The sequence below is a fragment of the Sphingosinicella microcystinivorans genome (assembly GCF_027941835.1).
Taxonomy (GTDB): domain Bacteria; phylum Pseudomonadota; class Alphaproteobacteria; order Sphingomonadales; family Sphingomonadaceae; genus Sphingosinicella.
In genome coordinates, this window is the sequence record NZ_CP116005.1 from 1,654,273 (window position 1) to 1,680,173 (window position 25,901).

A 25,901-nucleotide genomic window follows, 5' to 3' on the forward strand; every position below is an offset into this window, starting at 1 on the left:
ATGGCAGCCCGGATCTACGCCGACCCGAGCCTGATCCCCGAAGCTCCTCCCTCTTCAGGGGAAGGGTCGGGGAGTGGGGCAGTCATGATAAGCTGTATCGAGCTTGGGGAAACGCCCCACCCCAATCCCTCCCCTGAAGAGGGAGGGAGGGAATACAGGCGATCCATTCAAAATCGAACCGACTCTAGCGGCCGAGTTCGCGCCGCACGATCGCCGTGCCCTCCACCATCGCGCGCAGCTTGGCCTGCGCGAGTTCGCGCGAATGGTATTTCATGCCGCAGTCGGGCGCGATCCACAGCCGGTCGGTGGAGACGTAGCGCAGCGCCTCGCGGATGCGTGCCGCCACCGTCTCCGGCGTTTCGACGTTCGAATCGGCGAGGTCGAGCACGCCGTACATGATGATCTTGTCGGGAAGCTCGGCGAGGATCGCCGGGTCGAGCCGCGGTTGGGCGGCCTCGATCGAGATCACGTCGACGCGCGAACGGTTGAGTTCGGCGAGGAAGTCGTAGGCCTTGGGCTTCGCGACGTGGCTGCCGTGGACGAGCGCGTAGCCGAAGCAGATGTGGAGCGCGGTCGTGCCCTCGACGCCGTCAAGCGCACGGTCGATGGCGGCGAGCGCATAGTCCTGCGCGGCGTCGGCGCGGGCTTGAAGGTACGGCTCGTCGAGCTGCACGACGTCGACCCCGGCGGCGAACAGGTCGCGGATTTCCGCGTTCACCGCGTCGGCATAGTCCATCGCGAGCGCTTCGTTCGTCGGGTAATGGTCGTTCTGCGCCTGCTGCGTCATCGTGAACGGGCCGGGCAGCGTGAGTTTCACAGGTCCCCGCGCATGGCGTTTCAGGAAGGCGGCATCCTGCGCCTCGATCGGCGAGAGGCGGCGAATCGGGCCGGAAACGCGCGGCACCGGGTTCGCCTTTCCGGTGCGGTCGATGGCGGTGCCGTGGGTCTCCGTGTCGATGCCCGAAAGCGCCGTCGCCAGCCGGTTCGAATAGCTTTCGCGCCGCATCTCGCCGTCGCCGACGATGTCGATGCCCAGTTCCTCCTGGTCGCGGATCGCCATCAGCGTCGCGTGCTCCTGCGCGTCCGCCAGCCACGGCTCGGGCACGCGCCACAGCTCGGCGGCGCGCACGCGCGGCGGCAGGCTCTTTTTCAGCCGCTCGCGGTCGATCAGCCAGTCCGGCTGCGGATAGCTGCCGACGATTGTGGTAGGCAGGATCGGGTGTTCGAACACGGGGGACCTCGCTCCGGTTGTTTATGGTCTCCGTATTAGTTAGTATTCTTAGTATTAACAAGAACGAGGGGAGAGAATGATCGACCTTGAGGCCATCCGCTGCCTGTCGGACATCCCGGCCGTGCAGGCGAAGGCGCGGGGCGGCGAAGTCGCGGTCCTGTTCGGCGCGCGCGAGACGACCTTCGCCGAGCTCGCCGAACGGCAAGCGGCCGTGGCGCGCGCGCTCGCGGCAAGCGGCGTCGCGCCCGGCGACCGCGTGTCGGTGCTGACGCGCAACCACGACGCCTGGTATCCGCTGTTCTTCGGCACCGCGCGCGCCCGCGCCTGCCTCACGCCCGTCAACTGCCGCCTCGCCCCCGGCGAGATCGCCTTCATCCTGGAGGACGCCGCGCCGAAGCTGCTGTTCGTCGGCGCGGACTTCTTCGAGACCGCGCTGGAGGCGGTGAAGTTTCTCCCTGCCCCGCCGCGCCTCGTCGCACTTTACGGCGCGCACGATGATTTCGAAAACTTCGACACCTGGCTCGCGGCAGGCGAAGGCGCGCAGCTCCCCGGTGCGCCCGAGCCCGACGACGACGTGCTGCAGCTCTACACGAGCGGCACCACCGGTCGGCCCAAGGGCGTCGTGCTCGGCAACCGCAACTACCGCCGCTTCATGGAGATGGCGACGGGCGTCGACGGCTTCGCCTACCACGAGGGCGAGACCGTGATGATCGTGATGCCGCTGTTCCACGTCGCGGGCACGAACGTCAGCTTCGCAGGCCTCGCGCAGGGCTGCCGCCTCGTCCTCGTCCGCGATTTCGCCGCTGATGCCGCGGTCGGGATGCTGCAACGCGAACGCGTGTCGCACGCCTTCCTCGCGCCCGCCATGATCCAGATGATGCTGCAGACGGACGCGATCGCGGAGGCGCGTTTCGAGGCGCTGCGCACCATCGCCTATGGTGCCTCGCCGATTGCGGAGGACGTGCTGGTGCGCGCCCGCGCCGCCTTCGGCTGCGGCTTCGTGCAGTTCTACGGCATGACCGAATCGACCGGGGCGGGCTCGTACCTGTCACCGTCCGGGCACGAGGTTTCCGAACGCCTCAAGTCCTGCGGGCGGCCTTGGCCGGACATCGAGATCGCGATCCTCGGGCCGGACGGTGAGCGCCTCGCGCCCGGCGAGATCGGCGAGATCGCGATCCGCGGCGACATCGTCATGAAGGGCTACTGGAACCGCCCCGATGCGACCGTCGAGACGCTGGCGGATGGGTGGCTGCACACCGGCGACGCGGGCTTCGCCGACGCGCACGGCTATTTCTACGTCCACGACCGCATCAAGGACATGATCGTCTCGGGCGGCGAGAACGTCTATCCGGCAGAGGTCGAGAACGCGATCCTCGGCTGCCCCGGCGTCGCCGACGTCGCCGTCATCGGCGTCCCCGACGCGCGCTGGGGCGAGGCGGTGAAGGCGCTCGTGGTGCCGGATGGCGCGCCGCCCGCAGCGGAGGAGGTGATCGCGTGGGCGCGGAGCCGCATCGCCGCCTATAAGGCACCGAAAAGCGTCGACATCGTGGATGTTCTGCCGCGCAACGCGGCAGGCAAGGTGCTGCGGCGCGAACTCCGCCAGCCCTACTGGGAAGGCCGGGACCGCGCCGTCGGCTGACTGGCGCGGCCTCCTGCCGATTCGCCCTACTCGGCGGGAACCATCGTCGTTTCGTCGTTCTTCGCGGCCGCGACGATCATGCCGAGCGCGCGCGAACCGTCGGCGCGGGCAGGATCGTGGGCGACGTCCTTGTCGGTGAAGCCCTCGTGCGTCCACGCCGCGAACTCCAGGCAGACGCCGTCCGGATCGAAGAAGTAGACGGAGCGCACGTACACGTCCTCGTCGTCCGCGCTGTCGGCGACCTGCGTTTCGGAATTGTCGTGGTTCAGGATCTTTGTGACCACGACGCCCCTGTCGATCAGGCGCTGGTGATACTCGTCGAAATGCTCGGCGGGCACGTTGAAGGCGATATGGTTCATGGAGCCGTGCGCCGAAACGAAGGAGCCCTGTGTCGGCAGCGCGGCTGGCGCGGAGATGCCGGGGGCGGCTTCCGGCGCATCCTTGAACCAGAAGAAGGCGAGGCTGTCGCCGTTGCCGATGTCGAAGAAGAAGTGCTGGCCGCGGTTTCCGGGCAGGTCGATCGTCTTGACGAGCGGCATCCCGAGGATGTCGCGGTAGAATTCCACGGTGCGCGCCATGTCCTTGCAGACCAGCGCCAGATGGTTGACGCCCCGGAACTCGAACGGAGCGGTGGTGTCCCTGGACATGTCGATCCTCCTTATGCCTTTTGCCGAATGCTACGCTTTCGAAGTATAATCGTCAATCTAATTGACGATTATACGGGATCAGCTGACGGCGAATTTCCGGAATTCCGCGACGCGCGCGGAATCGAAATACTCGTCGAGCCGCGTGACCTTGCCGTTCTCGACGCGGCAGATGATGCAGGCGGGCAGCGTCAGGCGCGCGCCGTCCTGCCGTGTGCCGTGGAGCTCGTGTTGCTGCACGAAACCGCCGGGGAACACATTGACGCGGCGGTTGGCATAGACGCGGTGGCTGATCCGTTTGACGAAGCCGGAGAGCGTCTCCGCGTTCTCGTCCGGCGTCTGCTCAGCCTCGTCGGTGTTGTGCCAGATACGTGCGTCATCCGCATAGCAGCTGCGCAGCGTCGCCACGTCGCCTTGCTCGACGGCATCGAAGAAGCGTTTGGCAAGCGCACGCATGTCGTCATCGGTCATTGGCCTGTCTCCTTCTCGTGTCTCATCGCGGGCGGCGATTGGCGGCGGCCACCGCGCCGATGTCGTCGCCCGCGTAGGCCGGGTCCGCCGATGCACCGAAGGCGGCGAGCAGGTCCGCGTACTGCGCTTCGACGAGTGGCTTCCATTCGGGATGCGTGAAGATGAAGAACGCGTCGGCGCGGATCGCGCGGACGACATGCTCGCCGATCGGCCCCGGCGACATGCCCCCGGCCAGCACGGCCTGCATGGCCTGCGAAGTGGTTGCCGCGTCACCCACTTCCGGGTCGACCGGGCGGAGCGCGCGCGTCGTCTCCACGATCGCTGTCGCGGCCATGCCGGGGCAGAGCACCGAGATGCCGACGTTGCTGCCCGCAAGCTCGTTCCTGAGCGCCATGGCGATGCCGAGCGCGGCGTACTTCGAACTGATGTAGGCGGCGGAGATCGGCGGCGGCACGATCGCGACCATGGAAGCGGTGATGACGAGATGCGCCGGTTCGCCGCGCGCCTTCATGTCGCCGAGGAAGGTGCGGCAGGCGTGGAGGTGTGCGTCGGCATTGACTGCATAGTTCCAGCGCCACACGGCCGGGTCGTAGCTTTCGAAGGCGCCGCTGCCGCCGCCGACACCGGCGTTGCTGCACAGGATACCGACCGGGCCGAAGGCATCGGTGGCGACCTTCGCGGCGACCCACGATGCCGGGTCGGTCACGTCGAGCCGGATCGCCAGCGCCTCCGCACCGTCGGCGGCAAGCGCGTTTGCACCCGCTTGGAGCCTGCCCTCGTCGATGTCGGCGATCACGACGCGGGCGCCTTCGCGGGCCAGTGCGCGCGCCATCGCCAGCCCGATGCCGCTGCCGCCGCCGGTGATGAACGCGGTCTTGCCTGCGATGTCCTTCATGCCTGCGCCTGCATTGCTCTGAAGTCGTTCCCGACGGCGCGCGAAACGGCGAACTGGGCGATCGCCGCCACGGCCGCGGCGGGCATCGCGCAGAGAAGCGCGACGCGCAGGCTCTCGCTCCCCATCGAAGGCGCCACCGCGTCGGAGATCATGCCGATGAACAGCGGCCCGCCGCCGAGCCCCACGAGGTTGAACACCAGCAGCAGGATCGCGGAGGCGGTGGCGCGGGCGCGCGGCGGCGTGAGATTCTGCACGAGCGCGATCGCTGGCGCGACATAGATGGTGCAGCAGATCATCGGCACGATCATCAGTGTGAGCGACCATTCCCAGCCCGGCGCGAGCAGCGCGGCGATGAACGTCGGGATCATCACCAGCGTCGCGGCGCAGGGGATGAGCGCGTAGGCGCGCGTGCTCCTGCGCGCGGCACGGTTGACGAGCGCGCCGCCGCCCCAGATGCCGAGCGCCATCGAGAAGCCTGCGGCGGGCCCGAACCACGCGGCGAGCGCTTCGAGCGGCATACCCTGCGTGCGCATCAGGAACGCCGGAATCCAGTTCAGCATCCCGTAGCTGACGAAGGCGGCGAGGCCGCTCGCGAAGAGCAGCAGGCGGAGGCTGCGATGCCGGAAGAACAGCGCCATGCTTGCGCCGAACGAGGGAGCGGCGGTGTCCGCATGGGCGGCATCGGAGCGGCCCCGCGCCGGTTCGCGGACGAGCAGCAGCAGGAGCGGCGCCGCGACGAGACCGACGACGCCCACGGCGAAGAAGGCGCCGCGCCAGCCGATATGCTGCGCGGCCCACGCCCCGAACGTCGCCCCGATGAACACGCCGAGCGGGCCGTTCGCGGTGAAGATGCCGATGATGAGCGGGCGCTTTTCCGGCGGATAGTAGTCCGCGAGGACCGACAGCGAGGGCGCCGTGCCCCCCGCCTCGCCGATACCGACACCGAAACGCGCCGCGGCGAGCTGTCCGAACGAGTTCGCCATGCCGCAAAGCGCCGTAAAGCCGCTCCACACGAAGCAGGAGGCGGCGATCAGGCGAATCCTGTGCCAGCGGTCCGCGATCATCGCGATCGGCAGGCCGACGATGGCGTAGAAGAGTGCGAAGGCGAGTCCCGTCAGCAGCCCGAACTGCGTATCGGTGAACTGCATCTCCGCGCGGATCGGCTCAATGAGGACCGACAGGATCTGCCGGTCGACGAAGTTGATCGTGCCGATGATCGTGAGCATCCACAGCGCGACGAGACGCTGCCTTGCCAGCCTGGCCTCCGCGATCGGCGGCTCCGGGGCAAGCGCTGCTGCCGCGTCTGCCAATGCACCCTCCTCCCCATATGCTTTCGCATTTACTTAGGTATCTATGTATATTGCTGTCATTGTCAAACGCGGTCTAGTGTTGGCGGCAAAAGCGACGGGGAGGATCGGGTGGAGATCAGCGGCAAGACGGCGATCGTGACGGGCGGCGCGGCGGGAATCGGGCAGGCAACCGTGTCGCGGCTTGCGGGGAAGGGGGCGGCGAGGCTCATCATCGTCGATGTGGACGAGGCGGGCATGGCGGAAACCGCCGCGCACGCACGCGCCGCGGGCGCAATCGCGGAAACCGTGCGGCTCGACCTCTCCGACCTCTATGCGGTGGAAACGTGGTTCGGCAGCCTGTCGGCGCGCGGCGGCTGCGACATCCTGTTCAACAATGCGGGCATCGTCTCCGGCGCGGCGCAGTTTCCCGCGGCGGAGGTGCGCGGGCTGCGGCGGATGATCGACGTGAACCTGTCGTCGCTCGTGATCGCCACCCAGCTTGCCGCGCAGGCGATGCGCGCGCGGGGCGGCGGGGTGATCGTCAATACCGTCTCGACCGTGGCGCTCGGCACGGGCTTCAGCGACGCGCTCTATGCGACCACCAAGGCGGGCGTGATGATGTTCACGCGCTGCTGCGCCCCGCTCAAGGCCGACTGGAACGTGCGCGTCGCGGGCGTGCTCCCCGGCCTCACCAACACGCCGATCCTGAAGAAGACCGGCGCGGACGGCGACTATGCGCCGTGGATGGCGCCGATCCTCGCGGGCAACGCCATGTGCCAGCCGGAGGACATCGCCGACGCCGTCGTCGATCTCATCGAGGACGATACGCTTGCGGGCGGGGACTGGGTCGCGGTGCGCCGCATCGACGGGCGTATCGAGCGCCAGTGGGGTCACGATACGGCCGTTTGAGGCCGTGCCGGGGTTCCTGCGTCCTCAGGCGTCGACGAAGGCCCGCACGAGGCCTTCGAACAGACGGCGGCCGTCGGTGCCGCCCTGCGCCGCCTCGATGGCGCGTTCGGGGTGCGGCATCATGCCGAGCACGGTGCCGGTTTCATTGACGATGCCCGCGATGCGGCGCTGCGCCCCGTTCACGTCCTCGCCGTAGCGGAAGACGACGCGGCCCTCGCCCTCGAGCCGGTCGAGCGTCGCGGCATCGGCGAAGTAGTTGCCGTCGTGGTGCGCGACTGGAATGCGGATCCTCTCGCCCGCCTTGTAGGCCGATGTGAACGCCGTCTGCGTGTTCTCGACCGTCAGCGGCACGTCGCGGCAGACGAAGTCCAGCCCTGCGTTGCGCATCAGCGCACCCGGCAGCAGTCCGGTTTCGGTGAGGATCTGGAAGCCATTGCAGACGCCGAGCACGAAGCGGCCCTGTTCGGCGGCGCGCTTCACGGCGGCCATCACCGGCGACCGCGCCGAAATCGCGCCCGTGCGCAGGTAGTCGCCGTAGGAGAAGCCTCCCGGAAGCGCGATGACATCGACATCCGGCAGTTCCGCCTCGCGATGCCAGACCATCGCCGGGGCGCGTCCCGTCACCGCGCGCAGCGCCACGGCCATGTCGCGGTCGCAGTTGCTGCCCGGAAAGACGATGACCGCGCTCTTCATCTCAGGCGATCTCGATCCGGTAGTTCTCGATCACGGTGTTGGCGAGCAGCTTCCTGCACATCTCCTCGATGCGCGCCTCGCTGGTGCCGTCCGCGAGGTCCAGCTCGATGAACTTGCCCTGTCGCACGTCCTGCGCCTCGCCGAACCCCAGGGATTCCAGCGCGTGGCAGATCGCCTTGCCCTGCGGATCGAGAACGCCGTTCTTCAGCGTGACGTAGACTTTGGCTTTCATGGCGCGCCTTATGGCGTTCCCCGCGCCGCGTCGCAACGCTCAAATGGCGCGCATGGGGCCGCGCGTGAGGGTTTTGTTAAGCCTGTGGGTCTATCGTCACGGCGGGGTTGTTTTCTATTCGGGGCTTGGGGCACGTGGACTATCTCGCCATTGCCTTGTTCGTGCTGCTGTTCGCGACTGCCGAGAAATTCGTCGGCGGCTACATCTTCCCGTGGCTGACGCACGACCAGGAGGTGCAGCTCGCGCTCGTCGCCTCCTTCCTGTTCGGCATCATTTCCGCCTGGCGAAAGGACGGCTGATGGGTCTGATCGCCGCCGCGATGTTCGTGGCGCTGTTCGTCTATTACGAGGACATCCTCGGCCAGATGCGCGGCACGAACCTGCACATCGCGCTGTTCTGCGCGTTCCTGTTCGGCATCATCTGCGGCTATCAGGTCAAGAAGAAGGGCGCCAAGCGTCGCTGAACGGGCCTCAGCTGTCCTTCTTGCGCGCCTTGCGGTGCTCGTCGAGGTCGAGGACGGTCGAGACCGAGCCTTCGGGGAGCAGGCCGAAGCGGCGCGCGACTTCCTGATAGGCTTCCACCTCGCCGCCGAGGTCGCGGCGGAAGCGGTCCTTGTCCAGCTTCTCGTTCGTGGCGATGTCCCACAGGCGGCAGCCGTCCGGGCTGATCTCGTCGGCGAGGATGATGCGGCTGTAGTCGCCGTCCCACAGGCGGCCGAACTCCAGCTTGAAGTCGACGAGGCGGATGCCGACGCCGGCGAAAAGGCCCGACATGAAGTCGTTGATGCGGATCGCCATGTCGGCGACGTCGTGCATCTCCTCCTGGCTCGCCCAGCCGAAGCAGGCGATGTGCTCGTCGGTGATCATCGGATCGCCGAGCGCGTCGTCCTTGTAGTAATATTCAAGGATCGTGCGGGGCAGTGGCGTGCCCTCCTCGATGCCGAGGCGCTTCGAGAGCGAACCGGCGGCGACGTTGCGCACGACGACCTCGACCGGGATGATCTCCACCTGACGCACGAGCTGCTCGCGCATGTTGAGGCGGCGGATGAAGTGCGTGGGGATTCCGATCTGGCCGAGCAGCGTGAAGATATGCTCGGAAATCCGGTTGTTGAGCACGCCCTTGCCGCTGATCGTGCCCTTCTTCTGGGCGTTGAACGCGGTCGCGTCGTCCTTGAAGTACTGGATGATGGTGCCGGGCTCCGGCCCTTCGTACAGGATCTTGGCCTTGCCTTCGTAGATCTGGCGGCGGCGGGACATCGGCGGACCTTCTCGATTCGGGGTCTGGAAAAAGCACCGCCCCGGTTCGCACCGGGACTGGCGCGTGCCCGGGGCGGGGAAACACATCACCCGCCATAGCGGAAGCCTGCGGGGCTGACAATGCAAGCGCTGGGTGCGGTCAGACCGCGCCCAGCGCCATGACGATGACCATGAACAGGCTGAGCACGACGATCGCGAAGACCGAAAGCAGGACCGTTCGCGCAAGCGCGCCGCCGATGCCGAGGCCGTAGGCGCCCTTGAGCTGCACGAACATGTGGACGGGCGGCACGAACATGCTGATCGCCATCGCGTTCGGGAAGCTGATGAGGCCGAGGCGGGCGAGCAGCACGGCGAATACGAACAGCAGCGACATGAACGACAGCGAATAGAGCGTGAACACGGCGTGATCGTAGAGGTGCGTGTGCCGCCGGAACGGGAAGAGCAGCCACACGAAGGGCAGCGACAGGGGCACCAGCAGGAACGAGAACTTATAGGCGGACTGCTGCATCTTGTAGAACAGGAGCTCGGGGTTCTGCAGCGCCTTGCGGAGCTTCGCGTCGAGGCCGGGGTTGCCGGTATCGACATCGATGTCCTTGTCGGCCGCCTTCGCGAGCGCCTCGCGCCAGTCCGGCGGCTGCGGCGCGTCGGGTTTTGCCGGATCGCGCGGCACGACGCCCATCGTGCCGAGCGTCGCCTTGAGGATACCGATCTCGGTGCGCAGTTCCCGGATTCGGCCGCTGATTTCCGCGGCTTCGCCCGGCACCGGCACCGGCTTCGCCTTTGCGGCGGCAAGTTCCGCTTCGAGGGCATTCAGCTTTTCGGTTTCGGCGACGAGTTCCTTCTGCGCCGCCTCGACGCTCTTGGGGTCGAGCTGCACTGCGTCCGCAAGGTCGACCTTTGGCCCGCCGACCATCGCGAACGAGAAGTACATGACGAACACGGTGAACAGGAACATCGGGAAGGGCGCGATGTAGCGGGCGCGCTTTCCCTCCACGTAGTCGCGGGTCAGCGTGCCGGGGCGAAGGGCCAGCATGGGCAGCGTGCGCCAGCCCTTGCTGTCGAAGTGCAGTACGCCGTGCACGATGTCGTGGAAGATGTGGCCGATCGAACGCGGCAGGTGCGCACTTTGCCCGCATTCGTGGCAGTAGTGGCCGATGATGGCGGCGCCGCAGTTCGGGCATACGGTCTGCACGTCGCCCGCCTTGCCGTCCTGCCTGCCCGGCTCCGACGCCACGAGGCTGCCCGCGACCGTGGTGCCCGCTGCATCGCTCTCGTCGCTCATCGCTTCCCGCCCCGCGCCTGTAGGAATGTCCGCGCCCGAAGTTTCGGCGCAAAAGCTGCGACGATCAAGCATACCGCTTGCAGTTGAACCGGGTGCGGTGCCTCTCTATCTAGGCCCGATAACCCGGCTTGCCAGCCAAGGAAGGACAGACGCCCGCCATGACCAATCTCAACGACCGCGAGAAGGCTTTCGAGAATCGCTTCGCGCGCGATGCCGAGCTCCAGTTCAAGGTCACGGCGCGGCGCAACCGCCTGCTCGGCAACTGGGCGGCGGAAAAGCTGGGGCTGACGACCGCCGAGGCCGAGGCCTATGCGCGTGAGGTGGTGGCCGCCGACTTCGAGGAGGCCGGCGACGACGACGTGTTCCGCAAGGTCTACGGCGACCTCACTGCGAAGGGCGTGGAGGTCACCGAGCACGAGGTGCGCCGGGCAATGGAGGAAAAGCTCGTCGAGGCGCGCCGCCAGTTCATCGAGGAAGTCTGAGGGCCGCGCCATGCCGATGGATGCGGGCGCGATCGAAGGCATGATCCGGGCGGCATTGCCGGATGCCGTCGTCGAGATCACCGATCTCGCCGGCGACGGCGATCACTATGCGGCGCATGTGGTTTCGGAGGCGTTCCGGGGCCTGCCGCGCGTCCGCCAGCACCAGATGGTCTATGCGGCGCTCGGCGGCCGCATGGGCGGCGAACTGCACGCCTTGCAGCTGACCACCGAGGTTCCGGCCTGAAGCCGGACGAGGAGCAAGACATGACCGATATCAACACCCGAATCGCCGAGAAGGTGAACGGCAGCGACGTCGTGCTGTTCATGAAGGGCACGCCGCTGTTCCCGCAGTGCGGCTTTTCGAGCCGCGCCGTTGCCATTCTCGAGCACCTCGGCGTCGAATACGACAGCGCCGACGTGCTTCAGGACGCCGAGCTTCGGCAGGGCATCAAGACGTTCAGCGACTGGCCGACGATCCCGCAGCTCTACGTGAAGGGCGAGTTCGTGGGCGGCAGCGACATCATGATGGAGATGTTCGAATCGGGTGAGCTGCACACGCTGCTCGCCGAGAAGGGCGTTCCGCACGCCGCCTGAAACGGCGCTTTTTCAGGGGGGATGATGCGTGGCGCTGGCGATCGGCAAGGCCTGGACCGACACGGTCGCTGACGTGCAGCGCCGCTTCGGGGAGTTCGCCCTCCCTGCCGCCGCGTTCGTGTTCATGCCGTCGCTGCTGATCGCGCGCTTTGCCGACGAAAAGGCCCTCGGCGAGCAGAACGCGCAGCTCGCGCAGGCCGTAGGCGGCCTTGTCGGCGTGATCGGGCAGGCCGCCATCGTGCTTCTGGTGCTGTTTCCCGGCATCGACGCGGGGACGGCGATTCGCCGCGCGGTGAGCCTCACGCCCCGCATCGTCCTCGCAAGCCTTGCCGTGCTCGTCGCTTTCATGCCGGTCGCGGTCGTCTACACGGCGGGCGGGGTGCAGGCGTCGGTTCCGACGTCCGTCCTGCTGCTTCTGCTCACGGCGGTTGCCGTCTATGTCGCGTTGCGTTTGTCGCTGCTGGCGGCGATCATCGTCGCCGAGAACACGCGTGCCGCCGATGCGCTGCGCCGCAGCTGGGTGCTGACCGCGGGCAATGTCGGGCGCATCTTCGCGATTTTCGCAGTGTTCGTGCTGATCTTCGCGATTCTGAGCGGTCTCGTGGGCGCCGTCGGGCTTGCCGCGACGGGCGGCACGCCGGAAGACCCGTCCTTCCTCACCGAGCTGCTGATCTCGATCGTCGGCGCGGTGTTCAGCGTCTTCGTCGCGGCGCTCACCGCGAATATCTACCGCCAGCTCGCCGCCTAGCTCCAGGTCGCGACAGGCGGCAGGCTCATCAGGATCGCGTCGATGTTGCCGCCGGTCTTGAGGCCGAACAGCGTGCCGCGGTCGTAGACGAGGTTGAACTCCGTGTAGAGCCCCCGATAGGCGAGTTGCCGCGCACGGTCCTCCGGTGTCCAGCGCTCGTGCAAGTGACGGCGGACAAGCTCCGGATAGGTGCTCAGGAACGTCTCGCCGACGTCGCGCGTGAAGGCGAAGTCCGCGTCCCAGTCGCCGCTTGCGAGCTGGTCGTAGAAGATGCCGCCCTGCCCGCGCGCCACGTTCCGGTGCTTGATGAAGAAATACTCGTCGCACCACGCCTTGAAACGCGGGAAGTATTCGGGATCGTGTCGGTCGCAGCAGGCCTTGAAGGCAGCGTGCCAGTCGGCGGTGTCCGTCGCCACGGGGATCGGCGGGTTGAGGTCCGCGCCGCCGCCGAACCACGCCTTCGTCGTGACGAGGTAGCGCGTGTTCATGTGAACGGCGGGCACATGCGGGTTCACCATGTGCGCGACGAGGCTGATTCCTGTGGCAAAAAAGCGCGGGTCATCGGCGGCGCCGGGAATCGTCTTCGCGAACTCGGGGTCGAACGCGCCGTGGACGGTGGAGATGTTGACGCCGACCTTCTCGAACACGCGCCCCTTCATCACCGACATCGACCCACCGCCGCCCGGCGCGCCTGAATGATCGGCGCGTTCCCAGCCCTGCCTCGCGAATCGGCCGGGCGTGCCGCCGCCGCCAAGCTCGTCCTCAAGCGCCTCGAAGGCCGTGCAGATGCGGTCGCGCAAATCCCGGAACCAGTCGGCAGCGGCGGTCTGGCGGGTATCGAATGTCGTCATTGCGGATAAAGTCCTGTCTGTCGGAGGGCTTCGCCCGCCACCATCGCGGCGGCGAGCGCGACGTTCAGCGAACGCAGCCCGGCGCGCATCGGAATGCGGACGCGAAGCGCGGCGGCGTCATGCACGAAGTCGGGTGCGCCGACCGATTCCTGCCCCATCACCAGCACGTCCTCCGGCGCGTAGGCCGCCTCGGTGTAGGGCACCGACGCCTTCGTCGTCAGCAGCACGCGGCGGCCGGGCACGTCCTGCTGGAACGCCGCCCAGTCATCATGGATCCGGATTTCGGCCTGCTCGAAATAGTCCATCGCGCTGCGGCGAAGTGCCTCACGCCCCAGCGGGAAGCCGCAGGGGCGGATGATGTCGACGGGGAGACCGAGACAGGCGCCCATCCGCACCAGCGTGCCGACATTCGGCGGCAGATCGGGCTGAAACAGGGCGATGCGCATGGTGCCGTCCGCTAGCCCAGCCATGCTTCGACAGCAATGCGCCAAATTTGCCCATTGCGGTTGGGGGGGCTCGGCGGTTATCAGGCGCGCAAGTATAGAACCTGAAGGGGGCGTTCGGGCGGAGCTTTGCCCGAGACTCCCCCCGCGCGCGGGGTTAGGGAATGACAACAGTCGAAAATGCAACCGGTCATCCGATCACCGATGAAGGCGTGCGTCGCCGCGACTTCATCCATGTCGCAACCGGCGCCTTCGTCGGGGTCGGCGCGGCGGCCGCCGCCTGGCCGCTCGTGGACCAGATGAACCCGTCCGCGGACGTGCTGGCGCTTGCCTCGATCGAGGTCGATCTCGCGCCGATCGCGGTCGGGCAGGCCATCAAGCTCAACTGGCGCGGCAAGCCGGTGTTCGTGCGCAACCTGACGCCCACCGAGATCGCCGAGGCGAACAAGGTGCCGGTTTCCGAGCTGCGCGATCCGGAGACGCTCGCCGACCGCACCAAGGAAGGCAAGGCGAACTGGCTGATCACGCTTGGCGTCTGCACCCACCTCGGCTGCGTCCCGCTCGGCGCGGCGGAAGGCGAGAACCGCGGCGACTACGGCGGCTACTTCTGCCCCTGCCACGGCTCGCACTACGACACCGCAGCGCGTATCCGCAAAGGCCCGGCGCCGAAGAACCTCGAGGTGCCAGAGTACGCCTTCACGTCCGACACGCGCGTTCAGATTGGATAAGACGTCATGAGCTTTCCCTGGGCCAACCACTATCAGCCGAAGCACCCGTTCATGCAGTGGCTGGATTCGCGCCTGCCGCTGCCGCGCCTCGTCTACAACAGCGTCGGCGCAGGCTATCCGGTGCCGCGCAACATCAACTACTGGTGGAACTTCGGCGTCCTCTCCGGCCTCGCGCTGCTGATCCAGATCGTCACCGGCATCGTGCTCGCCATGCACTATGGCGGCAACACGCTCGTCGCGTTCGATTCGGTCGAGCACATCATGCGCGACGTGAACTACGGCTGGCTGCTGCGCTACGGCCACGCCAACGGCGCGAGCTTCTTCTTCATCGTCGTCTACATCCACATTTTCCGCGGGCTCTACTACGGCAGCTACAAGGCGCCGCGCGAGCTGGTGTGGATGCTCGGCGTCGTCATCCTGCTGCTGATGATGGCCACCGCCTTCATGGGCTACGTGCTGCCGTGGGGCCAGATGAGCTTCTGGGGCGCGACCGTGATCACCAACCTGTTCTCGGCCATTCCCGTGGTCGGCGACAGCATCGTGACGCTGCTGCTCGGCGGCTTTGCGGTCGACAACGCCACGCTCAACCGCTTCTTCAGCCTGCACTACCTGCTGCCGTTCGTGATCGCGGGCGTCGTCATCCTGAAGATCTGGTCGCTGCACATCCCGGGCTCCAACAACCCGGCCGGCATCGACGTGAAGGGCCCGGCGGACACGCTGCCGTTCCACCCCTATTTCACGGTGAAGGACCTGTTCGGCGCGGGCGTCTACCTGATCGTCTTCTCGATCTTCCTGTTCTTCCTGCCGAACTTCCTCGGCCACCCGGACAACTACATTCCGGCGAATCCGATCTCGACCCCGGCGCACATCGTTCCCGAATGGTACTTCTGGCCGTTCTACGCGATCCTGCGCGCCTTCACGGTGGACTTCATCCTGCCGGCGAAGCTGTGGGGCGTGCTCGCCATGTTCGCGGCGATCATCCTGCTGTTCTTCCTGCCGTGGCTCGACGGCTCGAACGTCAAGTCGAACCGCTACAAGCCGGTCTCGAAGCAGCTGTTCTGGGTGCTGATGCTCGATCTCGCCATCCTCGGCTGGGTCGGCGGCGCGCCGGCTGAAGAGCCTTACGTGCGGATCAGCCAGATCGCGTCGATGTACTACTTCGCGCACTTCCTCATCATCCTGCCGATCGTCTCGCGCATCGAGCGGCCGCTCCCGCTGCCCAACTCGATCGCCGAAGCCGTGCTCGGCAAGTCTGAACCCGCGCCCGCCAACGCGGCGGCGCAGCCGGCCGAATAAGGGACACGACGTCATGGTTCGTCTTTTCGGAATCGCCATCGGCGCCGTTTTCTGCGTGGTCCTGCTGTTCGCGGCGCTCGCTCCGCGAGAGGCCGCGGAGGTCGATCCGACGCTCGCGTTCCACGAGCACCCCAAGAAGGCCCATTGGTCGTGGGACGGCCCGATCGGGCTCGGCGTGTTCGGCGGCTACGACCGCGTGCAGCTGCAGCGCGGCTTTCAGGTCTACAAGGAGGTCTGCTCGGCCTGCCACAGCCTGAACCGCGTCGCGTTCCGTAACCTCGGCGAGATCGGCTTCTCGGAGGCCGAGGTGAAGGCGATCGCCAAGAACTGGGTGCACGAGGTGCCGGCGATCAATCCGGACACGGGTGAAGCGTCGACGCGCCCGGCCATCCCGTCCGACAGGATTCCGCTCGTCTACGCGAACGAGATCGCCGCGCGCGCCGCGAACAACAACGCGCTGCCGCCCGACCTTTCGCTCATCACCAAGGCGCGGCACGACGGATCGAACTACGTCTATTCGCTGATCAGCGGCTATGCGGACGTTCCGGCGAACTTCCCGGCGGATCGCCGCCCCGAGGCGCCGCTGCATTACAACCCGTACTTCCACAGCCTCGCGATCGCAATGGCGCCGCCGCTGAGCGATGGTCAGGTGACCTATGCCGAAGGCCAGCCGGAAGCGACCGTCGACCAGATGGCGCAGGACGTCGCCGCGTTCCTCACCTGGGCCGCGGAACCGAAGCTCGAATCGCGCAAGCGGGCGGGCGTGGGCGTGATCGCGTTCCTGCTGATCCTGACGACTCTCGCCTACCTCAGCTATCGCAGGGTCTGGGCCGGGGTGAAGCACTAGGGATCGAGGCCGGGCGATGGGGGGCAGGCTCGGCATCATCGGCGGCAGCGGGCTCTATGCCCTCGGGTCGCTCGCCGACGTCGAGTGGCGCGCCGTCGACACGCCCTTCGGACGCCCTTCCGACGACCTGCTGTTCGGGCGGCTCGGACAGGCGGACCTCGTCTTCCTGCCCCGCCACGGCCGTGGCCATCGCCTGACGCCGTCAGAGGTTCCCTACCGCGCGAACATCGCCGCGCTGAAGGCGGCGGGCTGCACGCATGTGCTCTCGCTGTCGGCCTGCGGTTCGTTCAGGGAAGCGCTCAGCCCCGGCACGTTCGTGCTCGTCGACCAGTTCGTCGACCGGACGCGGGGCCGGGTGAAATCCTTCTTCGGCGACGGCATCGTCGCGCATGTCAGCCTCGCGGATCCGGTGTGCGGGCCGCTCGGCGCGCGCGTCGCGGACGCGGCGAAGGCGCTCGGCATCCCGTTCGTTTCGGGCGGCACCTACCTCGTGATGGAAGGCCCGCAGTTCTCGACGCGCGCCGAATCGCGTGCCTACGTTGCGGCGGGCTTCGACGTGATCGGCATGACCAACATGCCCGAGGCCGCGCTCGCCCGCGAGGCGGAGCTTTGCTACGCCAGCGTCGCGATGGTGACCGACTACGACAGCTGGCGCCCGGCGGAAGAAGGCGCAAACGTCGCCGAGATCCTTGAAGTGATGCACGGCAACGGCGCGAACGCGCGGGCGCTCGTCGCAGCGGTCGCGGCGGCGTGGCCCGCCGGGCCTGCGGCTTGCCCGCAGGGCTGCGACCATGCGCTCGACCATGCCATCATCACCGATCCGGCGCTCTGGCCGCCGCCCACGGTCGAAAAGCTGCGCGGCATCGCCGGAAGGGTGCTGGCATGAGCGGTGCGAATGCCGATCCCCACGCCGATCTTCGCGCGCTCGTCCGCACCATTCCCGATCATCCGAAACCCGGCATCCTGTTTCGCGACATCACCACGCTGCTGCTCGATCCGGCGGGCTTCGCAGCGACGATCGACCGGATGGCGGACGCCGTGTCCGGCCCCTTCGATCTCGTCGCTGGCATCGAGGCGCGGGGCTTCGTGTTCGCCGCCGCGCTCGCACACCGGCTGAACGCGGGCGTGCTGCTCATCCGTAAGCGCAACAAGCTTCCGGGCGCAGTGATCGGCGTCAACTACGCGCTCGAATACGGCGAGGACCGCGTGGAGATGCACGCGGACGCCTGCGCGCCCGGCGCGCGCGTGCTGCTCGTCGACGACCTCATCGCCACCGGCGGCACGGCGATCGCCGGGGCCGAACTCATCCGCCGCGCGGGCGGCGTCGTCGCACAGGCGGCGTTCGTGATCGACCTGCCCGATCTCGGCGGCGCGGACCGGCTGCGTGCTGCAGGCGTGGCGCCCGTGACGCTGATGGCGTTCGAAGGGCACTGAGCCTTTAGGCTGGCCGCCGCCGCACCAGCCCGATCGACTTCATCGTCATCACCGGCTCGTCGTTCTGGTTGAACACCGTGAGGTCGCTGTGCACAGAGCCCATGTCGGGTCTCGTGCGCGAAGGGCGCACCTCGGTGACCACGGTTTCCACGCGCAGGGTGTCACCGGGATAGACCGGCTTCAACCAGCGAAGCTGATCGACGCCCGGCGAACCGAGCCCGGCGTGGCGGTCGGCCGTGAGATTCTCCACGATCATGCGCATCGTCATCGCGCAGGTGTGCCAGCCGCTGGCGGAAAGACGGCCGAAGTATGTTTTCGCAGCTGCCGCATCGTCGAGATGGAAGGGCTGCGGGTCATACTTCGAGGCGAAGTCGATCACCTCCTCGCGTGTCACCTTGTAGTTGCCGAAGGCGGCGCGGTCGCCGGGATTGATGTCTTCAAGATACTTCATGGCATCCGTCATAGCGCACGGGCTCCCGGGGCATAGTCACACTTTAAAGGGGGTTCAGTCCGATGCCTTCAGGATCGGGGCCAGCGTCTCGGCGCGGCCGTCGACTCCCGGGACCGGCGCGATGCCGACGAGGCGCGCAAGCAGCGGATAGACATCGACGTTGTCGAACACCGGGAGCGCGGCCCCGGACGCGATCGCGGGGCCGGCGGCGATGAACACGGCGGCCATGTCGGGCTCGGCCGGATCGTAGCCGTGCATACCCTTCAGGATATGCTCGCGATCCCGCGCCTGAATGGCCCAGCCGCTCGCCGCGAGGCAGAGGAATTCGGGGACGCGCGGATTCTTGCCATAGGCGAAGCGCGCGGGAAGCGCGCCCTTGCGCCAGCACTGCATATGGTCGTGCGGCGTGAGCAGCTTCGCCGCCACCTCGGCGTCCTTGCCAGGGATGGCATTGACGCCGGAGAACGGACCTTCGGTGACGATGGTGCCGATCTCGGGCGGGATCATGCCGTCGATGCGGATGACGCGCGCGTCGGCGGTGGCGCCCATGCCGTGGTCGGAGACGAGGACGATGTTCGCCGGCTGGCCGAGCGCGCCGAGGCCGCCGACGAGATCGCCGATGAGCCTGTCGACCTCGGCGAGCGCGGCGGTGGTTTCCGGCGCGTCCGGCCCGAGTTCGTGGCCGACCGTGTCCACCGTGTCGAAATAGAGCGTGACGAAGCGCGGGCGGATCGTGGCGGGGCGGCGCATCCAGTCGAGCACGGTGTTGATGCGCTGCGTGCCGCTCACCGCCTTGTCGTAGCGCAGCCAGTCCTGCGGGCGCGTGCCGTGGATGGCGACTTCCGAACCCGGCCAGAACATCGTGCCGGTGCGGACGCCCGCCCTCTCGGCCGTCACCCAAAGCGGTTCGGCCTCGTCCCACCAGAACGGGTCGAGCGACTGGCGCGGGTCGCCGAGCGTGAAGCGCACGTCGGGGCGGCGGGGATCGGCCATCGTGTTGTCGACGATGCCGTGGCGATCGGGACGGAGGCCGGTGACGACGCTGTGGTGGTTCGGGAAGGTGAGCGAGGGGAACGATGGCCGCATCGACGCCTTCACGCCCGCAGCGGCAAGCGCGTTGATGTTGGGCGTGACGCCGCGCTCCAGATAGTCCGGCCGCAGCCCGTCGATGGAGACGAGGATGGTGACGGGCGCGCGCGCCTCCACTGTCGCCGCCGCTCGGGGGAGCGGGGTGGCGGCGCAGGCCGAAAGCGCGAGGACGACGAGCGCCGTGAGGAGCGCGCGCAGGGGGAGGCGATCGTGCATCATGCTCATCTCCTTGCGCGGGCCACGTGACGGGCGGGTGACTAGACGTTGAAGCGGAAGTGGAGGACGTCGCCGTCCTTCACCACATACTCCTTGCCTTCGAGGCGGAGCTTGCCCGCTTCCTTCGCGCCCTGCTCGCCGCCGAAGTTTACGAAATCATCGTAGGCGATGGTTTCTGCGCGGATGAAGCCCTTTTCGAAATCGGTGTGGATGACGCCCGCGGCGTTGGGAGCGGTGGCGCCTTTCTCGACGGTCCAGGCGCGGGCCTCCTTGGGGCCGACGGTGAAGAAGGTGATAAGATGAAGGAGGTCGTAGCCGGCGCGGATGACGCGGGCGAGGCCGGTTTCGGTGAGCCCGAGGTCGGCGAGGAAGTCGGGACGGTCGGCCGGGTCCATCTGGCTGATCTCGGCCTCGATAGCCGCGGAGATGACGATGCTCGCCGCGCCTTCGGTCTTCGCCCTGGCGGCAACTTTCTCCGAAAGCGCGTTGCCGGTCGCGGCCTCGTCCTCGCCGACGTTGCAGACGTAGAGCACGGGCTTGGCGGTGAGGAGCTGGGCCTGCGCCAGCACGCGGCGCTCCTCCTCGTCCCTCGGCTCCACCATGCGGGCGGGCTGGCCGTCCCTCAGCACGTCGAGCGCGCGGCCGAGCACGGCGGCGGCGATCTTCGCCTCCTTGTCGCCGCCCTGACCCTTCTTGACGAGGTTCGGCACGCGCCGCTCGAGGCTCTCGATGTCGGCGAGCATCAGCTCGGTCTCGACGGTCTCGGCGTCGGCGATCGGATCGACGCGGCCGTCGACGTGGGTGATGTCGCCGTTCTCGAAGCAGCGCAGCACGTGGACGATGGCGTCCACCTCGCGGATGTTGCCGAGGAACTGGTTGCCGAGGCCCTCGCCCTTCGAGGCGCCGCGCACGAGCCCGGCGATGTCGACGAAGGCGAGCTGCGTCTCGATGACCTTCTGCGAGCCGGCGATCTCGGCGAGCCGGGTGAGCCGCGGATCGGGCACCGGCACCTGGCCCACGTTGGGCTCGATCGTGCAGAACGGGAAGTTGGCGGCGGCGGCCGCCGCCGTCTCGGTGAGCGCGTTAAACAGCGTCGACTTGCCGACGTTCGGCAGGCCGACGATACCGCACTTGAACCCCATCAGATCAGGCCTTTCCGTTGGTTTGCATGGCGAGCGCCACGTCGCTCATGAAGCGCGCGTCGTCGCCAGCCGCCAGCCACTTCGCCTCGCGCGCGACGGCGCCGAGCAGGTCGGCGAGCGGCTCCATCTCCGCCTTCGCATAGTTGCCGAGCACATGGCCCGTCACCCGCGCCTTGTCGCCGGGGTGGCCGATGCCGATGCGGACGCGGCGGAAATCCTCGCCGATGTGCGCGGCGATCGAGCGGATGCCGTTGTGGCCCGCCGCGCCGCCGCCCGTCTTCACCTTCACCTTCATCGGCGCGAGGTCGAGCTCGTCGTAGAACACCGTCACGTCGCCGGGCGAAAGCTTGTAGAAGCGCATCGCCTCGCCGACGCTCCGGCCGCTGTCGTTCATGAAGGTCTGCGGCTTCAGCAGCAGCACGCGCTCGCCGCCGATGCTGCCGTCCGCGATCAGCCCCTTGAACTTCTTCGTCCACGGGCCGAAGCGGTGGACATCGGCGATCGTGTCGGCCGCCATGAAGCCGACATTGTGCCGGTGAAGCGCATAGGCGCCCCCCGGATTGCCGAGGCCGACGAAAAGCTGCATCGCGTGAGGAAACGCCCGGCACGGAGGCCGGGCGTCCTATGGTCAGGCGGCTTCGCCTTCGCCCTCGGCGGCGGCTTCGGCGTCCTCGCTCGAACGCAGCGCCGACGGCGCGACGATGGTGGCGACGGTGAAGTCGCGGTCGTCGATCACGGGCCTCGCGCCGGCGGGCAGCGCGAAGGCCGAGATGTGCAGCGATTCGCCCACGTCGAGGCCCTTCAGCGAAGCGACGAGCTCGTCGGGGATCGCGTCGGCCGGGCAGACCAGCTCGACCTCGTGGCGGACGATGTTGAGCACCGCGCCGCGCTTGATGCCGGGCGAGGCCTCTTCGTCGGTGAAGCGCACCGGAACCGCGACCGTGACGCGCGCGTCCTTCGACAGGCGCAGGAAGTCGACGTGGATCGGACGGTCGGTGACGGGGTGGAACTGCACGTCGCGGGGCAGCGTGCGTTCGGTCTTTCCGCCGACCTCGACCTCGACGACCGAGTTCAGGAAATGGCCGGTCTGCAGCATCTTGACGAGGGCCTTCGCCTCGACATGGACCTGCACGGGTTCCTTGTTGTTGCCGTAGATCACGGCGGGGACGCGGCCTTCGCGACGGATTGCACGGGAGGCTCCCTTGCCTGCCCGGTCGCGCGCTTCAGCCGCGAGCTTCAGCGCTTCACTCATCTGTATCTCTCCATTGGTTCAAACCCGTGCAGCCGCCTCCAGGGATGACCAGCCGCTCGGGAAGCGGTGCCCGTACACGCCGAAGCGCGGAAATGCAAGGGATTCGGGCGGTGCAGATCCGTGCGTCCCTCGACTTCGCTCGGGATGATGATGGTAGAGCTATAAGGGTTTTCATCCCGAGCGAAGTCGAGGGACGCACGACCGCGCCGTCAGTTCAGCCGTTCGACCTTCAGACCCTTCGCCTCCAGCATGGACTGCACGCTGTCCTTGCCCGCGAGGTGGCCCGTGCCGACCGCGACGAACACGGTGCCGGGGGTGGTTTCGAGGCGCTCGGCGATCCAGTTCGCCCAGTTGAGGTTGCGGTCGGTGAGCAGGCGCTTGGCGAGGCCGGGCGAATCGCGCGTGTCGTCCTCCAGCAGGTCGGCGACCGCATCGACGTCGCCGGCGAGCCAGCTGTTCACGGCGTTCCTGATGACCGCGTCGATGTCGTCGATGTCGTCGAGCGAGTTGACGAGCAGCGTGCGCTGCTCGGCCTCGGGCAGCGTGTCGAAGAAGCCGAGCTGCTCGGTCATCGTCTCCAGCGCCTCGATGCGCTTGCGCTGCGCGGCGGCGCGTGTGGAGAGCTGATACTCGACGCCGCCCTCGATGCCGTAGCCGAGCTTCTGGATGCGCGCGGTGGAGAGCGACATGGTGGCGAGCCACGTCTCCATCGCATCGAGCGCGGCGGCGGGCACGCCCGCGTGCGCGATCGCGGCGGCAAGCTCGTCGCGCTCGTCCGCCGGAACGCGCTCGGCGAGCGGCGGCAGGCCGGGCGTGTAGCCCATCTTGAGGATGATCGGCGTCGTCACCTTCGCGTCGTTGGTGCCGAGCACTTCGAGCACCAGCGTGTCGGAGGCATCGAACGCCTTCGCGACCGGCGGCGCCAGCCACTCGGTGCCCTCCGGGAGCATGTGGATCGTGCCGAACAGGTATATGGTGGTGTCGGCATCCTTCACCGCCCAGAGCGCCGGGCCCTTCGCGGGAGCGGTCGCCGCGGCGGCCTGTTCGGGGGCTTCGTCCTGCGCCTTGCCGGGGGATTGCGCCGTGCAGGCGATGAGCATGAAGGCGCCGAGCGCCGCTTTCAATCGCGATATCATGACGCGAACATAGGGATGCTTTCGAAGCTTCACCAGAACCGTCGGAATTTCTTACAGTTCCGGAACGACTTTCCACAAGTCGGTTTATTTCCCTTTTGAAAACGCATCGAAAATCGACCTTGGCATTGATCGTGCATCCACGTTGCCCGTGGCGCAGAACAGGTTTGCGCCCGCAGGCAAGGGAACGGGGAAATGCGTTTGAAACTCTTGGCCGGTGCGGCGGCGGTACTCGCGACGCCCGCGCTCGCCGCGCCGGTCGACCTCACGGGATGGCAGGCCGACGTGCTCGACGATGTGCCCGGGAACGCCAACTGGGTCGTGCAGCCGGGCAACGATTCCGTGCTGCAGACCGTGAACGGACTGCCGACGATCTTCTTCAAGGACGGCGCCAATGCGCAGGGCCTGGCGCTCTCCGGCACGATCAAGGTCACGACCACCAGCGACGACGACTATGTCGGCTTCGTGCTCGGCTACAGCGACGGCGAGATCAACGCGTCGAACGCCGATTTCATCCTGATCGACTGGAAGCAGTCGGACCAGTTCTCGGGCAACATGGCGTATGACGGGCTGTCCATCTCCCGCGTTTCCGGAAACGCGGCGGCGGCGTCCGAATACGACTTCTGGGGGCATGAAGGCGTGGTGCAGGAGCTGAAGCGCGCGACGACGCTCGGCTCCACCGGCTGGGCCGACAACACCGAATACACGTTCGACCTGATCTTCCTGCCGGACCTCATCCAGGTGAAGGTCGGCGGCGTTCTCGAACTGAGCCTGACGGCGGCGGAAGCCGGGCTTGCGGCGTTCGACAACGGGTCGTTCGGTTTCTACAACTACAGCCAGAGCAATGTGCTCTACGCGGGCATCACCGAGGATGTCGCGCCCGACCCCGATCCGCCGGTCGTCGGCGTGCCGGAGCCCGGAATGCTGGGCCTGTTCGGCCTCGGCCTCGTCGGCGTGGGGGCGCTCCGCCGCCGCCGCAGGTAGCCGGTCCTTTACGGGGAAAAGCAGCAGGGGCGCCGTGCGGCGCCCCTGTTCATTCCGCCGCCTTGTAGCCCGCCGCCTTGTAACGCTCCTTCAGCAGCCGCTTGTAGAGCTTGCCCGTGTCGTGCCGCGGCAGTTCCGGCTCGAAGTCGACCGAGCGCGGGCATTTGACGTGGCTGAGGTGCGCGCGGGCGAAGGCGATCAGCTCGGCCTCCAGCTCCGGCCCGGCGTCCGCCCAGTCGCGCGGCTGCACGACCGCCTTCACCTCCTCGCCCATCTCCTCGTGGGGGATGCCGAACACCGCGACGTCCGCCACCTTGGGGTGCATGACGAGCACGTTCTCGGCTTCCTGCGGATAGACGTTCACGCCGCCGGTGATGATCATGTAGGCGGCGCGGTCGGTGAGGAACAGGTAGCCGTCCTCGTCGACGTAGCCGATGTCGCCGAAGGTGGCGCCGTGCTCCTCGTGCCGGACGCTTTGCGTCTTCTTGGGGTCGTTGTGGTAGGCGAACTCGCCGCCGCCCGCGAAGTAGATGCGGCCCTCGCGCCCCGGCGGCAGCAGCGCGCCCTCGTCGTCGAGGATGCGGATCTCGCCGAGCAGCGAGCGGCCGACCGTGCCGGGCTTCCTCAGCCACTCCTGCGGGCTGACCGCGCAGAAGCCGGCGCCCTCGGTGGAGGCGTAGTATTCGTAGATCGTCTCCCCCCACCAGTCGATCATCCGGCGCTTGACCTCGACGGGGCAGGGGGCGGCGGCATGGATCGCCACCCTGAGGCTGGAGAGGTCGTAGCGCGCGCGGACCTCGTCCGGCAGCTTCAGCATCCGCACGAACATCGTCGGCACGAGCTGCGTGTGCGTGACGCGGTACTGCTGGACGAACGCGAGATAGCGCTCGGGGTCGAACTGCCTCATCACGACGAGCGTTCCGCCCGCGCGGTGCACGGCCATCGAGTAGCGCAGCGGCGCGGCATGGTAGAGCGGCGCGGGCGACAGGTAGATCATGTCCGCATCGAAGGCGTAGAGCGCCTTCGTCAGCATGAACAGCGGGCTCACCTCGTCGATCGGCCCCTCGGAGAGCGGGCCGATGACGCCTTTCGGCCGCCCCGTCGTGCCCGACGAGTAGAGCATGTCGCGGCCCTGCGATTCGTCGGCGATGCGGGTGTCCGGCTGTTCGGCGACGGCGGCGCCGAAGTCCGCGAAGCCCGGGATCGCGCCGCCCACCGCGAAGCGCGGGCCGGGCACCTCCAGCCGCGCCGCCACGTCGGCGAGGCCGGGGCTCGCGAACAGCATCCTCGCGCCGGAATCGCCGAGGATGTACTGGGCCTCGTCGCGCCCGAGCTTGGTCGACATCGCGGTGAACACGATGCCGGCGCGCTGCGCGCCCCAGCAGATGGGCAGGAACTCCAGCCCGTTCTCCATCATCAGCGCGATCACGTCGCCGCGTTTCAGGCCGTGCGCGCGGATCAGCTGCGCGACGCGGTTGGAGAGCGCCTCGAGGCCGCCGTAGGTGAGCGTTTCGCCGGTCTCGGCGATGACGATCGCGGTCTTGTCGGGGGTCTCATCGGCAAAGACGTATGGATGCATGACGGTTCTAGTCCTCCCGCGGCCACGCTATCAAAAGCTGTTGCACAAAGACACGCTGGCGGCTTCGTCAGGTTGCCGCGGCGGGGGCGGC

General features: G+C 67.5%; 32 protein-coding genes. 14 read left to right on the forward strand and 18 right to left on the reverse strand.

Annotation, left to right across the window (positions count from 1 at the left end; translation table 11 throughout):
- Positions 1-184 precede the first annotated feature (184 nt).
- Positions 185-1,231: a 5-methyltetrahydropteroyltriglutamate--homocysteine methyltransferase gene (locus PE061_RS08095; protein ID WP_271258582.1), complete on the reverse strand. Its 1,047-nt coding sequence runs from the start codon at positions 1,229-1,231 to the stop codon at positions 185-187.
- A 76-nt stretch (positions 1,232-1,307) separates the two neighbouring features.
- On the opposite strand from PE061_RS08095, the gene PE061_RS08100 reads away from it, so the two are divergent.
- On the forward strand, positions 1,308-2,870 hold the full coding sequence (locus tag PE061_RS08100) for a long-chain-fatty-acid--CoA ligase (RefSeq protein WP_271258583.1): 1,563 nt from the start codon (positions 1,308-1,310) through the stop codon (positions 2,868-2,870).
- A 26-nt stretch (positions 2,871-2,896) separates the two neighbouring features.
- Here PE061_RS08100 and PE061_RS08105 read toward each other — a convergent pair whose 3' ends face one another.
- From PE061_RS08105 to PE061_RS08120, 4 genes are all read right to left on the reverse strand, one after another.
- Positions 2,897-3,517, reverse strand: a complete 621-nt coding sequence (locus PE061_RS08105) for a VOC family protein (protein WP_271258584.1) — start codon at positions 3,515-3,517, stop codon at positions 2,897-2,899.
- Between the two features lie 78 nt (positions 3,518-3,595).
- Positions 3,596-3,985, reverse strand: a complete 390-nt coding sequence (locus tag PE061_RS08110) for a nuclear transport factor 2 family protein (RefSeq protein WP_271258585.1) — start codon at positions 3,983-3,985, stop codon at positions 3,596-3,598.
- Between the two features lie 22 nt (positions 3,986-4,007).
- The gene (locus PE061_RS08115; RefSeq protein ID WP_271258586.1) at positions 4,008-4,880 is read right to left on the reverse strand and encodes an SDR family NAD(P)-dependent oxidoreductase; all 873 of its coding nucleotides are present in this window, start codon (positions 4,878-4,880) and stop codon (positions 4,008-4,010) included.
- Positions 4,877-6,190, reverse strand: a complete 1,314-nt coding sequence (locus PE061_RS08120) for a spinster family MFS transporter (RefSeq protein WP_271258587.1) — start codon at positions 6,188-6,190, stop codon at positions 4,877-4,879. The genes PE061_RS08115 and PE061_RS08120 overlap by 4 nt, the downstream gene beginning before the upstream one ends.
- A gap of 108 nt (positions 6,191-6,298) precedes the next feature.
- Between PE061_RS08120 and PE061_RS08125 the strand changes: the two genes are divergently transcribed.
- Positions 6,299-7,078: an SDR family NAD(P)-dependent oxidoreductase gene (locus PE061_RS08125; RefSeq protein ID WP_271258588.1), complete on the forward strand. Its 780-nt coding sequence runs from the start codon at positions 6,299-6,301 to the stop codon at positions 7,076-7,078.
- Between the two features lie 24 nt (positions 7,079-7,102).
- Here the strand turns inward: PE061_RS08125 and purQ are convergent, their stop codons facing one another.
- Together purQ and purS are read right to left on the reverse strand one after the other, a co-directional pair.
- Positions 7,103-7,771 (reverse strand): phosphoribosylformylglycinamidine synthase subunit PurQ, encoded by a 669-nt coding sequence (purQ, locus tag PE061_RS08130; RefSeq protein WP_271258589.1) that lies wholly within the window; start codon positions 7,769-7,771, stop codon positions 7,103-7,105.
- Between the two features lies 1 nt (position 7,772).
- Positions 7,773-8,003 (reverse strand): phosphoribosylformylglycinamidine synthase subunit PurS, encoded by a 231-nt coding sequence (gene purS / locus PE061_RS08135; protein WP_271258590.1) that lies wholly within the window; start codon positions 8,001-8,003, stop codon positions 7,773-7,775.
- 134 nt (positions 8,004-8,137) lie between these two features.
- Between purS and PE061_RS08140 the strand changes: the two genes are divergently transcribed.
- Entirely contained in the window at positions 8,138-8,302 is a 165-nt protein-coding gene (locus tag PE061_RS08140) for a hypothetical protein (protein ID WP_160119055.1), read from the forward strand.
- Positions 8,302-8,466 (forward strand): hypothetical protein, encoded by a 165-nt coding sequence (locus tag PE061_RS08145; RefSeq protein ID WP_271258591.1) that lies wholly within the window; start codon positions 8,302-8,304, stop codon positions 8,464-8,466. The genes PE061_RS08140 and PE061_RS08145 overlap by 1 nt, the downstream gene beginning before the upstream one ends.
- 7 nt (positions 8,467-8,473) lie before the next feature.
- On the opposite strand, the gene purC is transcribed toward PE061_RS08145, so the two are convergent.
- Together purC and PE061_RS08155 are read right to left on the reverse strand one after the other, a co-directional pair.
- Positions 8,474-9,259 (reverse strand): phosphoribosylaminoimidazolesuccinocarboxamide synthase, encoded by a 786-nt coding sequence (gene purC / locus PE061_RS08150; RefSeq protein WP_271258592.1) that lies wholly within the window; start codon positions 9,257-9,259, stop codon positions 8,474-8,476.
- Between the two features lie 139 nt (positions 9,260-9,398).
- Positions 9,399-10,541, reverse strand: coding sequence for a DUF3667 domain-containing protein (locus PE061_RS08155; RefSeq protein ID WP_271258593.1), 1,143 nt, complete (start codon positions 10,539-10,541; stop codon positions 9,399-9,401).
- Positions 10,542-10,699: 158 nt separating this feature from the next.
- Here PE061_RS08155 and PE061_RS08160 point away from each other — a divergent pair, with 158 nt between their 5' ends.
- From PE061_RS08160 to PE061_RS08175, 4 genes are read left to right on the forward strand one after another with little or no spacing between them, the layout of a single operon-like run.
- Positions 10,700-11,023 (forward strand): DUF1476 domain-containing protein, encoded by a 324-nt coding sequence (locus PE061_RS08160; protein ID WP_271258594.1) that lies wholly within the window; start codon positions 10,700-10,702, stop codon positions 11,021-11,023.
- Between the two features lie 10 nt (positions 11,024-11,033).
- Positions 11,034-11,267: a BolA family protein gene (locus PE061_RS08165; RefSeq protein ID WP_271258595.1), complete on the forward strand. Its 234-nt coding sequence runs from the start codon at positions 11,034-11,036 to the stop codon at positions 11,265-11,267.
- A 20-nt stretch (positions 11,268-11,287) separates the two neighbouring features.
- Entirely contained in the window at positions 11,288-11,617 is a 330-nt protein-coding gene (grxD, locus tag PE061_RS08170; protein ID WP_271258596.1) for a Grx4 family monothiol glutaredoxin, read from the forward strand.
- 28 nt (positions 11,618-11,645) lie between these two features.
- Entirely contained in the window at positions 11,646-12,365 is a 720-nt protein-coding gene (locus PE061_RS08175) for a glycerophosphoryl diester phosphodiesterase membrane domain-containing protein (protein ID WP_271258597.1), read from the forward strand.
- Here PE061_RS08175 and hemF read toward each other — a convergent pair.
- Together hemF and PE061_RS08185 are read right to left on the reverse strand one after the other, a co-directional pair.
- Entirely contained in the window at positions 12,362-13,216 is an 855-nt protein-coding gene (hemF, locus tag PE061_RS08180; protein WP_271258598.1) for an oxygen-dependent coproporphyrinogen oxidase, read from the reverse strand. The two genes, PE061_RS08175 and hemF, sit on opposite strands and share 4 nt — an antisense overlap.
- On the reverse strand, positions 13,213-13,662 hold the full coding sequence (locus PE061_RS08185) for a tRNA (cytidine(34)-2'-O)-methyltransferase (protein ID WP_271259157.1): 450 nt from the start codon (positions 13,660-13,662) through the stop codon (positions 13,213-13,215). The genes hemF and PE061_RS08185 overlap by 4 nt, the downstream gene beginning before the upstream one ends.
- A gap of 161 nt (positions 13,663-13,823) precedes the next feature.
- Here PE061_RS08185 and petA point away from each other — a divergent pair, with 161 nt between their 5' ends.
- The 5 genes from petA to PE061_RS08210 are packed head-to-tail and all read left to right on the forward strand — an operon-like array spanning position 13,824 to position 17,964.
- Positions 13,824-14,387, forward strand: a complete 564-nt coding sequence (petA, locus tag PE061_RS08190; protein ID WP_271258599.1) for a ubiquinol-cytochrome c reductase iron-sulfur subunit — start codon at positions 13,824-13,826, stop codon at positions 14,385-14,387.
- Positions 14,388-14,393: 6 nt separating this feature from the next.
- Positions 14,394-15,683, forward strand: coding sequence for a cytochrome b (locus tag PE061_RS08195; RefSeq protein ID WP_271258600.1), 1,290 nt, complete (start codon positions 14,394-14,396; stop codon positions 15,681-15,683).
- A 13-nt stretch (positions 15,684-15,696) separates the two neighbouring features.
- On the forward strand, positions 15,697-16,530 hold the full coding sequence (locus PE061_RS08200; protein WP_271258601.1) for a cytochrome c1: 834 nt from the start codon (positions 15,697-15,699) through the stop codon (positions 16,528-16,530).
- A 16-nt stretch (positions 16,531-16,546) separates the two neighbouring features.
- Positions 16,547-17,416, forward strand: a complete 870-nt coding sequence (locus PE061_RS08205; protein ID WP_271258602.1) for an S-methyl-5'-thioadenosine phosphorylase — start codon at positions 16,547-16,549, stop codon at positions 17,414-17,416.
- On the forward strand, positions 17,413-17,964 hold the full coding sequence (locus PE061_RS08210; RefSeq protein WP_271258603.1) for an adenine phosphoribosyltransferase: 552 nt from the start codon (positions 17,413-17,415) through the stop codon (positions 17,962-17,964). The genes PE061_RS08205 and PE061_RS08210 overlap by 4 nt, the downstream gene beginning before the upstream one ends.
- Positions 17,965-17,968: 4 nt before the next feature.
- On the opposite strand, the gene PE061_RS08215 is transcribed toward PE061_RS08210, so the two are convergent.
- The 6 genes from PE061_RS08215 to PE061_RS08240 form a co-directional block, all read right to left on the reverse strand.
- Positions 17,969-18,415, reverse strand: a complete 447-nt coding sequence (locus PE061_RS08215; protein ID WP_271258604.1) for a MaoC family dehydratase — start codon at positions 18,413-18,415, stop codon at positions 17,969-17,971.
- 54 nt (positions 18,416-18,469) lie between these two features.
- Entirely contained in the window at positions 18,470-19,723 is a 1,254-nt protein-coding gene (locus PE061_RS08220) for an ectonucleotide pyrophosphatase/phosphodiesterase (RefSeq protein ID WP_271258605.1), read from the reverse strand.
- A gap of 38 nt (positions 19,724-19,761) precedes the next feature.
- Positions 19,762-20,862: a redox-regulated ATPase YchF gene (gene ychF / locus PE061_RS08225; protein ID WP_271258606.1), complete on the reverse strand. Its 1,101-nt coding sequence runs from the start codon at positions 20,860-20,862 to the stop codon at positions 19,762-19,764.
- 4 nt (positions 20,863-20,866) lie between these two features.
- Positions 20,867-21,448 carry an aminoacyl-tRNA hydrolase gene (gene pth / locus PE061_RS08230; RefSeq protein WP_271258607.1) on the reverse strand — a complete coding sequence of 194 codons (582 nt, stop codon included), beginning with the start codon at positions 21,446-21,448 and terminating at the stop codon, positions 20,867-20,869.
- 42 nt (positions 21,449-21,490) lie between these two features.
- Positions 21,491-22,114, reverse strand: coding sequence for a 50S ribosomal protein L25/general stress protein Ctc (locus tag PE061_RS08235; RefSeq protein ID WP_271258608.1), 624 nt, complete (start codon positions 22,112-22,114; stop codon positions 21,491-21,493).
- A 209-nt stretch (positions 22,115-22,323) separates the two neighbouring features.
- Entirely contained in the window at positions 22,324-23,238 is a 915-nt protein-coding gene (locus PE061_RS08240; protein ID WP_271258609.1) for a TraB/GumN family protein, read from the reverse strand.
- A 204-nt stretch (positions 23,239-23,442) separates the two neighbouring features.
- Here PE061_RS08240 and PE061_RS08245 point away from each other — a divergent pair, with 204 nt between their 5' ends.
- Positions 23,443-24,231 (forward strand): PEP-CTERM sorting domain-containing protein, encoded by a 789-nt coding sequence (locus tag PE061_RS08245; RefSeq protein ID WP_271258610.1) that lies wholly within the window; start codon positions 23,443-23,445, stop codon positions 24,229-24,231.
- A 49-nt stretch (positions 24,232-24,280) separates the two neighbouring features.
- Here PE061_RS08245 and PE061_RS08250 read toward each other — a convergent pair whose 3' ends face one another.
- A complete protein-coding gene (locus tag PE061_RS08250) occupies positions 24,281-25,810 on the reverse strand; it encodes an AMP-binding protein (RefSeq protein ID WP_271258611.1) in 1,530 nt (509 codons plus the stop codon).
- Between the last annotated feature and the right edge of the window lie 91 nt (positions 25,811-25,901).